Raw genomic sequence first — 13,984 nt, 5'->3', positions numbered from 1 at the left:
GCAGTAGGTATCGTGGCGTGCGGGGCTCGAGAAATTTGCACCTAGGGGCGGCGCCCCAAGTGCGGAACTGCTTACAACAGGAAAAGTTGTGTCAGGCAAATTCACCGTTTGGCTGCTCGAATCCCTGCAACCGTAAGGCTTGCTGGAATACATTTCGGGGATGGAAGAAGTCCACATGTCATACACGCAAGAGCGTCATACTACCCGCATCAGGCATATGTTTGAATTACGACGCCCTGCCCAAACCCTATCCGACCCTTACTTGGCCACTCGAGATAGTGGTACTATTACCTCCGAAAAGAGCCTGCTTGCTGCTGGCCTTGATCAGGCGTTGTACCGCCTTTCAGTTATTCATTAGCGGCGACAAACAGGGATGTCCGAATTGTTGATTTTATGGGGGAGTATGGTTCGTTGCTGACAAAGGCTGAACTTACAGTCTGGCTGCGAAGCTTGATGAAGGACAAAGTTTTCATTTCCGCCTAGCCGCCGATCGCTGCAAGTGTACGATTTATGTTTCAAAAAATGTCAGGACCGCGGAAACTGCGAATTTCAAGTTGTCTGCATCTCATTGGACACCGTGGCGTCTGGACACGTAATATTGTCAGGGTTGAGATCGACTAGAACGCAGCGGGAAAAGGTGCTTACGATGACTTTGAGAGAAACTTCTGTAAACGTTCATTACAAAGTCGGCAAATGGCTGCCTTCTGATCAAGATGTGCTGGACGCTTGGTCTGCGAAAATTGCAACCAAGGCCGAGCAAGACACCAGCCCGCTTTTGCCATCTGTACAACGGCTCAAGACCCTGATTGAGACGGATGCGAAGGCTTATATGTTCTTTTCGCAGATGTTTCAGGAGGTCCCTGAGAGCAAGCAATCCACACCTACGGGCAAGCCGCAGGTACGCGATTATGAACACATGCTTCGGCTGTTTAACACGATCATGACGCACGCGCCCGAATTTAATGAAAGCGGTCTGGTCGGATTTCCGTTCAATGCGATCCTCGACTGGTCAATGGCCAATGTCGGCGGTTGGGCCGGGTTTCTGGATGACAAGATTGATTCGTGCTTGCGCGACATGCTGAATGAATGGGCCGTCTATTTGCAATCTCCGGAAAGCAGATCGGTTTTGACTGATGATCCCAAAACCGGGTGGTTCGGGGCAGCCGCGCAAAAAGCGATGCCCACCTTCAAAGACGATTTCATTTGCGACCCGTCGCTCCCTCACTTTGGATTCAAATCCTGGGACGATTTCTTCACGCGCCAGTTTCGTGACGGGATCCGACCCATTGCTGCGCCCAACGATGATGCGGTTGTCGTTAACGCCTGCGAGTCCGCGCCTTACCGGGTCGCCCGAGACGTAAAGCTGCGCGATCAGTTCTGGATCAAAGCGCAACCTTACGCGTTGCAATTCATGCTGGATAACGATCCGCTGGCTGATCACTTCGACTCGGCCACAGTGTACCAGGCATTCCTGAGCGCGCTCAGCTATCATCGCTGGCATGCCCCGGTTTCGGGCCGGGTCGTCAAAACCCGTCGGATCGAAGGAACCTATTACTCGGAAATCATGCCGGAAGGACTGGACCCAGCTGGTCCGAATGCCTCGCAGGGTTATATTGCCGAGGTTGCCACGCGCGCGTTGATATTCATTGAGGCGGACAATCCGGATATCGGCCTCATGTGTTTTGTCGGCATCGGCATGGCCGAAGTTTCAACTTGTGACATCACCGTTTACGAAGGCCAGCACGTCACCAAAGGTGACGAAATCGGCATGTTCCATTTTGGTGGTTCAACGCATTGCCTGGTCTTTCAGTCAGACGTTGATATCGAGTTTGATCTGCACGGGCAGGAACCGGGACTCGACAGTACCAACATCCTGGTTAACCAACGGATTGCGACGGTTGGAACACGCAAATAATCCTGATCATTCAACCCGAAAACACCTCAGGCAGCTGCCCGTCGACCAACATCCACAAGGCAACGCCTGCCAGAAGCAGCAGACCCGCGGCAACCAATGCCTCGGCCCGGTTAAACGCGGTGGCTGAATCCGCGGCAGTCCGGCGCGCACAGTAGAACACGGGCAATCCGGCCGCATAGATAATGGCGCCCGCCAGCATGAACTGGATGCCCGCCGCGTAGACCAGCCACAGACCGAAGCCGGTCGCAAGCAGGCTGGTGATCAGGGCCGTATTCCTGCCGAGCTTTGCGGTACGCGGGTAGTCACCCTGCCAGATCACTTTCCAAAGAAAAACGGCAGAGCCTATGTATGCCGGCAAGATAACCACGCCTGTGATCGATAGCATCAAGTTCCATGCGTTATCGGCAAAAAAGACAACGATGATGGCCGCTTGCATGATAACGGTTGAAACTATAAGCGAATTTGACGCGATACCGGCCTGATTGGTTTTGGCAAAGAACTTCGGAAAAGTCCCGTCCTTTGCACAGACCCACGGCAACAGCGCCACAAGCAGCGTCCAGACCAGCCAGGAGCTGAGCAAGGCGATGATTACGCCAACATTGATAAACACCTCACCCCAATAGCCGACAAGCGACATCATGATGCCCGCAGTGGAGGGTGGGGCCAGCGCTGCAAGCTCACCCTGGGACATCACGCCAAATGGTGCGACAGAAATGAGAACAAAGATGACCGTCACGATGAAGTAGCCAAGGATCGTTGCCCGGCTGACGGTTTTGGCGTCGGACTGATCGGACATCACAACGGCGCATTCGATGCCGATATACATCCAGAGCGTGACCAGCATCGTGCTTTTGATCTGGTCGAGAAAACTGCCCAAGGGTTTGTCGGCATATTGAGTGTCCAGAGTATTCCCCCAGAGATCCGCCGTGATAAGTCCCTTACCAAACGAAAAGAAAACCACCACTGCCAAGAACACAAGAACCGGCAGGAATTTGGCCACGGTCCCGATACTGTTCAGGAGCGATGCACCTTTCACGCCACGCATGACGAGAAAACACAGACCCCAGATGATAAGGGATGAACCCAGCGTGGCTTGCCAGGTACTCCCGTCCTGAAAGTAAGGCGGGAAAAAGTAATTCAGAGCGTCCATCAGCAGAACAGCATAGCTGACATTTCCGAATGCGACGGACAGCCAATAACCCCAGGCAATCAGGAAACCGGCGAGCCTGCCAAAGCCAGCGCGCGCGTACATGTAGATACCCGAGGTCATCTCCGGGTGGATATCGGCCAGAACCTGAAAGCTTCGCGCGACAAAGAAGATACCTAGTCCGCTGATGAGCCAAGCAATGAGAACCGCACCCAGCGCGGCCTGTTCGGCCATGTTCTGCGGAATGTTGAAAACTCCGCCACCAAACATCGCGCTGACAACCAGCAAAGTCATGGCAAACAGACCAAGCTTCTTGGGAGCAGATGTCGGTTGACCATCTCCTTCCGATGCTTCCGAACCTCGGTTAGATTGCACTGCCATTAGTTCGATTTTCCGATCGGTCTCTAAACATTGCTTCCCCGCCTAAGTTACATAACTGTCGGAGTTTGTGTTCCATTTTTTGCTGCAATGCTTGAATGATTCTTTGGTTGATTTTTGACCCCAGAACCAAACGAACCGGCTCTACGTATTTTCTAGGAGACCTAAAGTAGCATCCAGGTTCGAAAGCTAGAATTATCGGGAATCTAGTTCAGGGCTGATTGCAAATGACTGACGGCTTATTTTGTTGAATAACTCTTGCTTGCTTGACGCATGAATTGCTGATTCAACTCCACCATTGGGTGGGAGGATTGAGCGATGTTGGGGCCGAGGCAGGAAGCGCAATCGTCGCTGTTCTATAAGTTCTCATTGGAGAACCACGTTCCCCAAGATCACCTGCTTCGATCTGTTGATCGCTTTGTCGATTTGAGCAGCATTCGAGTGCATCTCGCGGATTTCTACAGCCACACCGGTCGTCCATCGGTCGATCCTGAACTGCAGATCCGGATGCTGCTGGTCGGCTATTGCTTCGGCATCCGCTCTGAACGATGGCTATGCGAAGATTCTAGTTTCGGGAAAGGCTTTGTGCGTGGGTACCGAGATAAACTGACCGAACTGTATCAAGAGAATGTGGTGGCGCTTCCATGAAACTTGGCCAGTCATCTCTTTCAGGCCGATCCCAGTCAACATCTAACTCCTGAAAAAATGGCCGAATAGTATCTCCAAAAACACCAAAAGGCCCAAAGGCTAAGTTGTTACTGAAGTTCAAGCTTAGACGTGCCGCATTGCAGCTGTCTGTCGAACGGTCAACATCTGCTAATCGCCGGCAAGGTCATGATGGACCGCAATTGTCACGAGTATCTTCGGGATACGCCTCTGACGAGCTATCTCGAAACCAAACAGCTTATCGAGCAGTGGTAAAAAAGGCCGTCTGAGCTATGCTGTGACGCCGCGGTTTGCACCAACATCTTCCGAGGCGCAGCTTGGAATGGCGGCGAAACTGCTGCGGGAACACTCTGATGTTCACATGCATACCCACCTTGCTGAGAATAAGGAGGAAATCGCATGGGTGGCAGAATTGTTTCCCGACTGCCGCAGCTATCTGGATGTGTACTCAAAATTCGACTTGCTGCGCGAGCGTTCGGTGTTGGCGCATTCCATTTGGCTCGATGAAGAAGACGAACGCGTCATGGCAAGCACAGGCGCGGCCATCGCGCATTGTCCCACATGCAATTTGTTCATTGGCAGTGGGTTATTGGACATCAATGCTGCAATTTCCAAGGGAATACGCGTCGGGCTGGGGACTGACGTCGGCGGAGGAACCAGTTTCAGCATGATCAAAGTCATGCACGACGCCTATAAAATCGGCCAGTTGAACCGGTACAACCTGTCGCCGCTCCGCGCCTTTTATCTGGCAACTCTGGGAAGCTCCCAGTCGCTCTACATAGACGACGCCGTGGGCAACTTTGAGGTCGGGAAAGAAGCCGATTTTCTGGTTCTTGATTCTGCGGCCACTCCGTTGATTGAGCGCCGGACTTCAATTTCTTCGTCTTTGGAGGAACAGTTGTTTGCGCTGATGATCCTGGGAGACGACCGGGTCATTCAGGCGACCTATGTGATGGGACAGGAAGCGTATAACCGCGCGTTGCTGTAATTGGGGCATAGCGCAGCATCGGTCAACGTGGGCTCTGTGCCGCCGTACTCCACGGTTTACATGATTGGCCGGTGACAGCCCAAAGAAGACACACAACAGCGATGTTTGAGTATTCTGGGAAGTTCAACACAGCTCCTATTTAGGACACCTTTTTGAAAAATAGGGCGGCTTTCTTAATGACTCTGCGGATCTTCCCAAGGCCACACCATACCGGCATCGCCCGAACCGCATGGAACACAACCCACAAAGAAACTCTGTGACTTCTATCGTATGCCCTCTAAACTCCGGTCTTGTGTGTTTCATTAGTTTGCGTGGGGGCACGACCGCAGGTGGGTGGAAAGAAGGCATCAAGAGAGACTGCTGATTCAGCGTCGTCATCCTCGCAAAGCAGGGGGCTCAGCGCGGATGATCAGCAGGCTCGGTTTGAAGCCACCGCGCGGGTTATGCAGGCGATCTCCGAGACCAAGGATGACATCCAGCCAGTATGCGACCTGATTGTAACGCTGGCAAAAGATCTCTGTGATGCCTTTTTTGCCGGTCTGGTACTCGGGCAAGAAGGGGATGCTCGTCAGCAACTGGTAGCCAGCGTTAATCTACACCCGGATATTCAACAACTCTGGCTCGACGGCAAATACACGATGGAGCCAGGCAACTCCATTGTGACTGACACTATTCTAAGTGGCGAGACAAAACGTGTTGTCGATATGGGCGACACTGATTTCCACAGATCGGGCGATGAGCGCTTTAAGCTCATTGTCGACACTCATGGGTGCAGGAGCAATCTGTTTGTTCCATTGAAAATGGGTGGCAGCGCAATCGGATGCCTGATGTTGGCGCGGGATGAGGTACGACCTTATTCCGACGATCAGGTGCAGCTGGTTGAAACTTTCGCCGCGCAGGCGGTCATTGCAATTGAAAATGTTCGACAGTTTAGCGAGTTGCAGCTGCGTCTGGCTCGTGAAGGTGCCACGCGTGATGTTCTGGAGACGATCAGTCGGTCTCGGGATGATGAAGCGCCGGTCTTTCAGACGATCCTGGAAAACACCGCACGGCTTTGCGAAACAGATGTAGCCACGTTGAGCCTGCTAAATGAGGCAGGAACTCATTTGGAATACGCGGCACATTTTGGCGATCAATTGGCGACTTACAAGGTCGGCGTGGATCGCTGGTCTCTGGACTCAAATTTACAGATCGCCGAGTCCGTGCGGGAAGCGCGCGTCATTCACAATGTCGATTTGCGCCAGACGGACCACTACATCAACGCGGATCCTTGGCGCCGGCAACTGGTTGATGAGGAAGGTGTCCGTTCGTTTCTGACGGTTCCTTTGATGTCGACAAATGGTGATCCCGTAGGCGTTATCGGGATTTACCGGCGCGAAGTGCGCTCCTTTTCCGATGACGAGATTTCTTTGGTCGAGAGCTTTGCGGCGCAAGCCGTCATTGCAATCGATAACACTCGTCAAATGACAGAGCTGCAAATGCAGTTGGAGCGGCAAACCGCGACGCAAGAAGTTCTGAGCGTCATCAGCAAGAGCCGTGACAATGACGCACGTGTCTTTGAAGCGGTGCTTCAGCAGGCCACGGAAGTTTGTGGGGCAGATCAGTCCGCGCTTTTGTTGGTCAACGCCGTTGGAACACATATTCGATTGGCAGCGGCCTGGGGCCATGACAGAACCGATGTTGAATTGGGCGAGGAATGGCCTCTTGATAGCCCAATCACGGCAGCTGCTGCGATCCGAACTGGCAAAGTTGTTCGCGTCGAGGATATGGCTGACACCGATTTCTACCGCTCGGGAGATGCCACTGCGCATCAAATTGTCGACGTCGAAGGTATCAGGTCGCGCGTTGTTGTACCGTTGATTCAAGGCGAGCAGGCGATTGGTGCTATTGCGGTTAGCCGCCGCGAAGTCCGCCCGTTTTCTGATCCCGACGTGCAATTCATCGAAGAGTTCGCCAAACACGCAGTCATAGCAATAGAAAACACGCGCCAATTTCGAGAGGTTCAGGAACGACTTGAGCGCGAAAAAGCATCGCGGGAAATCCTCGAAGTCATCAGCCGTAGCCGCGACGACGAAAGGCCGGTTTTTCAAAGCATTCTCGAAAACTCCAGCCTTCTGTGCAAAGCGCCACTCGCGTTCTTGTGTATCGCTGATCACGAACGAGGGCTCGCAACGATCCCGGCAAATATTGGCGCAAGAACGGATTTTGACGAAGCGCTGAAAGATTTTGAGGAACCGTTAACGCGCACTGAATTGATCGCGATCAGACCAATGATCGATGGCCAAGTTATTCGCCAGGATGATATCGCGGATGACCCGCTTTACTTCAAGGACCGAGACCCGAAACGGGTTCAGATGGTTGAGATTGAAGGAGCCCGCTCGGTTCTGGCGGTTCCGTTGATGAAGGATGGCACCGGTCTAGGGGTGATCGTGCTCTATCGTCGTGAAGTTGCGCCATTCTCAGACGACGACGTGGCACTGGTCCAAACCTTCGCGGCTCAAGCCGTTATCGCAATGGAAAACGTCCGACAGTTTCGCGAAGTTCAGGATCGCACAGCGGAGGTTACGCAGGCTTTGGAATATCAGACCTCTACATCCGAAGTGCTGCGGGTTATTTCGGCGTCACCAAATGAGTTGGCGCCTGTTCTCGATGCTATCCTCAAAGAAGCGTCGCGCATCTGCGAATTGCAGGATGCCTATGTTGCAATGTTGAACCCCGACGATCAGCTTTTTCATGTTCTTGCAATACTTACGCAGGACACGACCTTTGCGGAATATGTCAAAGCGCATCCTATTTCGCCTGATGAAAGCGGTGTAAGCGGGCGTGCCATATTGTCGAAACGCACCATCTACATCGAAGATGTCGAAACCGAGACGTCTTATACTTGGATGGAAGACAGCGGCGTCGGGGAATATCGGTCCGTGCTCGGGGTCCCGTTGGTCAAAAATGGCGAGGTTGTGGGTGTAATTTCGGTCGGGTCAACCGAGGTTTCTGGATTTTCCGCCAAGCAGATTCAGTTATTAGAAACCTTCGCCGACCAAGCGATAATCGCAATTACAAATGCCAACCTGTTCCGGGAAGTGGAGGAACGCACTGCCGAGGTTGTGCAGTCACTAGAATACCAGACTGCCACGTCAGAGGTTTTAGATGTCATCTCACGTTCGCCCAACGATCTTCCACGGGTGCTGGATGCAATTCTGGAAGTTTCCTCACGCATTTGCGATCCAGAATATGCATTCTTCGCAATGCGGGATGCTGACGATGGGTTGTACCGTGTGGCCATGTCCCACAACGTGAGTGATGCGTTTCTTGACTATTTGTCAGACAACCCCATTGCCCCAGAGGAAGGCTCATGCATCGGCCGCACGGCCCTTCATGGCAAGACTGTTTACATAAAAGATACAAGTAAAGATCCAACTTACACATGGAAGGTGGCGGCGGAGATCGGTGATTACCTTACCACCCTCGGCGTCCCCTTAGTCAGCGAAGGCGTGACCGTTGGTGTTATCGTCATGGCGCACCGGAAGCCCGGGGCGTTTAGCGAAAAACAGGTCAACCTGTTAGAGACATTCGCATCCCAGGCTGTGATCGCTATCAACAACACCCGTTTGTTTAAAGAAGTGCAGGCACGCACCGCAGAAGTTGAAGAAGCGCTCGACTATCAAACAGCCACGTCTGAAGTGCTGGGAGTGATCTCGCGCTCGCCAAATGAACTCGATCCAGTTCTCAAAGCTATTTTGCAGGTGGCGGTTCGCATCTGCAAACCCGAAGCGTCTTACGTCGCACTTTTGAATGAAGACACTGGAATTTATGACATTGCTGCGACCCACAATTCCGCCGCAGCTCATTACGACGTCATAACCCGTCAGGTACTTGTTCCGGACAAGGGTACGACCACGGGACGCGCCGCGCTGACAGGCAAAACGGTGTACATTGAAGATTTTGAGCGCGACCCGGATTATGCTTGGAAAGAAGAAGCACTGGGTGCCGGATTTCGTTCAGCTTTAGGGGTCCCACTGGTAAAGGATGGGGTCACGCTCGGCGTGATTTCACTTGCTCATTCGAAAATTGGGGCGTTCTCGGACAAGCAGATAGCTCTGGTTGAAACGTTCGCCTCGCAAGCGGTAATTGCGCTTGGAAATGCGCACCTTTTCGACGAGGTGACAGCCCGAACTGAGGAAGTTGAGGAATCCTTAGCGTACCAGAAAGCTACAAGCGAGGTGCTCGAAGTTATTTCCCGATCTCCTGATGCATTGGAGCCTGTGCTGGAGGCGTTGCTGGCCGTTTCGTCTCGCATTTGTCGCCTGCAGGATGCCTTCGTGGCGCTTAAGGCACCCGAAGATGGGAAGTACCATTATTTTGCCGGGCACAATTTGTCGGGCAAATTCACGGATTTTTTAAAGGCGCATCCTTTTGAGCCCGGGGAAACATCGGCCACGGCACGTGCGCTTCTGCATGGACGGGCCGACTATGTTGAAGATACGCAAGCTGATCCCAATTACGATCCGCTGCTCAAATCCAATCTCGAAGGCTATCGATCCGTCCTTTCCGTGCCACTGATCCGCGATGGTGACACAATCGGCGTTATCAGCATGGGGAGCCGAACCACCGCAGCTTTTGACGAAAAGCAAATCAAGCAGATGGAGACTTTTGCGTCACAGGCGATCATCGCCATTCAGAACTCGCAGCTTTTCAATGACACGCAGACCGCCCTCGCGCGCCAAACCGCAAGCGCGGACGTTCTAAGAGTAATCTCTGAATCCCCAACAGACACAAAGCCGGTTTTCGAGAAGATTGTCGCGCTGGCGACGACCCTCATAGATTGCGACCTGTCGATTGCTATTCAGGCGAACAAGACTGAACTTTGGCAAATCGCCGCTGCGACACCCGATGGCGTCGAAGAAATCACATGGACCGAGCGCCTGCCAATTGATCCCGAAGACAATTTGCCGTCCAAGGCAATCAAGAACGGCAAGACGCTACACATGCCAAATTGGCGCTACGATGAACTACCGCGGCGCGATCAAGAGATCATCCGCAGGAAAGGGTTCAAGTCTTCGCTGACAGTGCCTCTGATGCGCGGGGCGGAATGTTTCGGTGCCTTGGTGTTCATCCGAAAAACTGCCAAAGTTTTCAGCGAAGATGAAGTCGCCATTGCCGAGTCCTTCGCCGATCAGGCCATCATCGCGCTGGAAAATGTTCGCCTGTTTAATGAAACTCAGGCTTCCCTGGCACGTCAGACTGCGAGTGCTGATGTATTGCGGGTGATCAGCCAATCGCCCACGGATACAACGCCTGTTTTTGAGGTGATTGTAGATTCCGCGACACGGCTCGTTTCGTGCGACATGGCCGGTGCGGCGTTGTCGGATGAGAGTTTCTGGAGGCAAGTGGCTTTGGCCTCGCCCAAAGGGCTGATACGTGATTTCGGAAGAACCCGGCACCCGCTGGATCCGCACGACAATTTTCTGTCGTCTGTATTACTTTCTGGAAAAACCATGCATGTGCATGATTTGTCGTCGGGTGACCTGCCGCGGTTGGCAAAGAAACTTCACGAAGAAAGCGGGTTTGAAGCTTTCCTTGGCGTGCCATTGATGCGCGGAGGCAAATGTCTGGGCGGCCTCTATTTCATCAGGAAATCCAAAACACCATTTTCGGATGACGATATTGCAATGGCCGAGTCCTTTGCCGATCAATCTGTTATTGCCATCGAGAACGTGCGCCTTTTCCGCGAAGCTGAAGAAGCGCGCGAGGCTGCTGAAACTGCCAACGAAGCAAAAAGCGCATTCCTGGCCACGATGTCCCACGAAATTCGAACCCCCATGAATGCCGTAATCGGGATGAGCGGCCTGTTGATGGACACAGAGTTGGATGCAGAGCAAAGCGACTATGCAAACACCATCCGCGATAGTGGTGACGCGTTGTTGGGTATCATCAACGAGATCCTCGACTTCTCGAAAATTGAAGCCGGGCAGATGGATATCGAAAACCATCCGTTCGACCTGCGCGAATGCATAGAAAGCGCTCTCGACTTAGTCAGCGGCAGAGCCGCCGAGAAACAGCTGGATTTAGCCTATGAGTTCGATGACGCGCTACCGCTGGCGATTAGCGCGGATCTGACCAGATTGCGGCAAATTCTGCTGAACCTGCTTTCTAACGCAGTGAAGTTCACCGAAAGCGGCGAAGTGGTTCTGTCTGTTGAACAATCCGCCAAGGTACAGGGATCGCTCGAACTGACGTTTAAAGTCCGAGACACCGGAATCGGTCTATCCCAAAAAGGTATGAGCCGATTATTTCAGTCTTTCAGTCAGGCAGATAGTTCAACGACCAGAAAATATGGCGGCACTGGTCTGGGTCTTGCGATCTCGAAACGCCTAGCAGAACTCATGGGCGGGACCATGTGGGCTGAAAGTGATGGCGAGGGCAGCGGTTCCACCTTTGTTTTCAAGATCCAGGCCAAACCTGCAAAGCCAGTTAAATCGTCTTCCCGCAATCTTGTTGGCGTTCAGCCTGAACTCGAAGGCAAGCGAGTTCTGATGGTGGACGACAATGCCACCAATCGTAAGATCCTTTCTCTGCAAACCGAAAAATGGGGCACACAGACCACGACGTGTGAATCTCCTTCAGAGGCGCTGAGCATACTTGAAGAAGGCGTCGAGTTCGATTTGGCAATTCTGGACATGCATATGCCTGACATGGATGGAGAAGAGCTCGCAAAAAGGGTTCGCGCCAAGAAACCGGGCTTGCCACTCATCCTTTTCAGTTCACTTGGCCCGCGCGATATAGACCTTGAGGATGGGCTCTTCGCGGCCAACCTTGCCAAACCTCTGCGCCAATCCCACCTATTCGATACTCTGGTCACATTGTTCGCGACTGAAAAGGTGCGCGTAGAGCCGTCCAAACCTCAGGGCAAACCCCAAACAGATCCAGATATGGCCACACGACATCCGCTGCGGATTTTGCTGGCTGAGGATAATTTGGTGAACCAGAAACTTGCACTTCGTCTGCTGGAACAGATGGGCTATCGCGCTGATTTGGCCAGCAATGGTGTTGAAGCGGTCGAAAGCGTCAACCGGCAAACGTACGATGTCGTTTTCATGGATGTGCAAATGCCCGAGATGGATGGGCTTGAAGCATCTCGTCGTATCAACAAAGCGCATCCGGATGGCAGCCGTCCTCGCATAGTTGCGATGACCGCGAACGCAATGCAGGGTGATCGTGAGATGTGCCTGAAAGCGGGGATGGACGACTACATCACCAAACCGATCCGCGTACCGGTCCTAATTGAATCCCTGTTAAATTCCCCCAGAATAAGAAGGTGATCCATGACAGACAGCCCAATTGATCATGAAATCTTAGCAGAGCTTAAAGACACCACAGGCGAAGAATTTGCAGCCGAGCTTGTGAACACCTTTCTCGACGAAGCGCCTGGCATGATTGACGAATTGAAAGCGGCTGCGGGCACGGCTGATGCCGACCGATACCGTCGTGCTGCACATTCCATTAAGTCGAATGCCAATACCTTTGGGGCGATCGCTCTCGCTGAACGGGCCAGGAAAATCGAGCTCGGAGAACTGCCTGAAGCCGGGGACCTTACAGATGCAACAGCGCTGGAAACCGACCTTACCATTGCTGCAGCTGCTTTAAGGAGCCTGATTGATGTCTGACGCCCCCGGTCATTTGCTCATCGTTGATGACAACAAGGTGAACCGCTTGCTTTTGTCGCGCAGCGTAGAGCTTTTGGGTCACCAGGCATCGGTCGCGGAAAACGGCCGGGTGGCAATGGAGATGTTGTCTAGCCAGCCATTTGACTTGCTTCTGCTGGATATCGAAATGCCCGAAATGGACGGCTTTCAGGTTCTAGAGGCTGTCAAATCAGACACCGACCTGCGTGATCTGCCGGTAATCGTGACGTCATCTGTTGAGGGGCTCGACAATGTCGTACGCTGTATCGAATTGGGTGCCGAAGACTACCTGCCAAAACCGGTCAATAAGACACTTCTCGGTGCGCGCGTCTCCAGCGGCCTTGAAAAGAAAAGACTCAGGGACGAACAGAAGCGTCTGCTAGAGCGCTTTGCAACAACGGAGGTTGCACAAGACCTGCAAGAGTCCGGCTTTGCGATAGGTGGCAAGCGTGCCAATGCTTCGGTCCTCTTCTGTGACATTCGCGGTTTCACGACCTTGTCGGAAAATCTCGCCCCTGAAGATACAATTGACCTGCTCAACACGTTCTACACGTTGATGTTCGAGGCAGTTACCAGCAATGGCGGAATTGTCAGCCTGATGCTGGGTGACGGTTTGATGGCTCTTTTTGGAGTTCCGCAACCACTGCCCAATTCTGCGCAAAGTGCAGTGGCGGCTGGGCATGAAATGCACAACATGATCGGGATGTTAAATCTCGAACGGCGCACCGAAGGGAAAAGCGACCTTAAAATCGGCATCGGAATAGCGACGGGTGAAGTCGTCGCTGGCTATGCCGGTACAGACAATCGAGCGACGTATACTTGCATAGGATCGACCGTAAACCTTGCTGCTCGCCTTGAGGCAGAAACACAGAAAACCGGAAGCCGGATATTGATCGATCAAGAAACTTTCGACCTGCTGGAAGAGGTCAACGTGTTGGAGACATTTGATGGAACCATGATCAAAGGTTTCTCCGATCCGTTCGACATCCATGCGCTATGACCATTCATGTAACCTGGCAAGCGTATCTACATCGGGTGTAGTTGTGCTTGTGGCTTTGCTTTTCGCCCGATGGTTTTCATAAGTGGCTCAGTGATTGGAGACTAGATATTGTCATGCTTTGCAAAGTTCTCAATCTGCGGTTTCGCTTTCAAGGGCGGATTTAGATCGCATCGGGGTCATGGTTCTCTCTGGGGTCGAACGAGCCGCC

At 52.8% G+C, this 13,984-nt stretch carries 6 protein-coding genes and 1 pseudogene; 6 read left to right on the top strand and 1 reads right to left on the bottom strand.

The features are described 5' to 3' along the window. Nucleotides 1-646: 646 nt before the first annotated feature. Nucleotides 647-1,915 (top strand): phophatidylserine decarboxylase associated domain-containing protein, encoded by a 1,269-nt coding sequence (locus ACR0K9_RS17620; protein ID WP_480825166.1) that lies wholly within the window; start codon nucleotides 647-649, stop codon nucleotides 1,913-1,915. Nucleotides 1,916-1,925: 10 nt separating this feature from the next. On the opposite strand, the gene ACR0K9_RS17615 is transcribed toward ACR0K9_RS17620, so the two are convergent. Continuing rightward, the gene (locus tag ACR0K9_RS17615; RefSeq protein WP_480825164.1) at nucleotides 1,926-3,443 is read right to left on the bottom strand and encodes a basic amino acid/polyamine antiporter; all 1,518 of its coding nucleotides are present in this window, start codon (nucleotides 3,441-3,443) and stop codon (nucleotides 1,926-1,928) included. Nucleotides 3,444-3,758: 315 nt separating this feature from the next. Between ACR0K9_RS17615 and ACR0K9_RS17610 the strand changes: the two are divergent. The 5 genes and pseudogenes from ACR0K9_RS17610 to ACR0K9_RS17590 all read left to right on the top strand — a co-directional run. After that, nucleotides 3,759-4,004: pseudogene (locus tag ACR0K9_RS17610) on the top strand (transposase); the annotation flags it as partial. Between the two features lie 322 nt (nucleotides 4,005-4,326). Next, nucleotides 4,327-5,094, top strand: a complete 768-nt coding sequence (locus tag ACR0K9_RS17605) for a guanine deaminase (protein WP_480825284.1) — start codon at nucleotides 4,327-4,329, stop codon at nucleotides 5,092-5,094. 329 nt (nucleotides 5,095-5,423) lie between these two features. Next, entirely contained in the window at nucleotides 5,424-12,413 is a 6,990-nt protein-coding gene (locus ACR0K9_RS17600) for a GAF domain-containing protein (RefSeq protein ID WP_480825162.1), read from the top strand. A gap of 3 nt (nucleotides 12,414-12,416) precedes the next feature. Further along, nucleotides 12,417-12,758 carry an Hpt domain-containing protein gene (locus tag ACR0K9_RS17595; protein ID WP_480825160.1) on the top strand — a complete coding sequence of 114 codons (342 nt, stop codon included), beginning with the start codon at nucleotides 12,417-12,419 and terminating at the stop codon, nucleotides 12,756-12,758. Further along, nucleotides 12,751-13,776: an adenylate/guanylate cyclase domain-containing protein gene (locus tag ACR0K9_RS17590; RefSeq protein WP_480825158.1), complete on the top strand. Its 1,026-nt coding sequence runs from the start codon at nucleotides 12,751-12,753 to the stop codon at nucleotides 13,774-13,776. The genes ACR0K9_RS17595 and ACR0K9_RS17590 overlap by 8 nt, the downstream gene beginning before the upstream one ends. Nucleotides 13,777-13,984: the final 208 nt, after the last annotated feature.

It is taken from the genome of Ruegeria sp. L12 (genome assembly GCF_056531745.1).
Note: the sequence above shows the minus strand (reverse complement) of the source record. Positions and strands in the feature narration are given on the sequence as shown.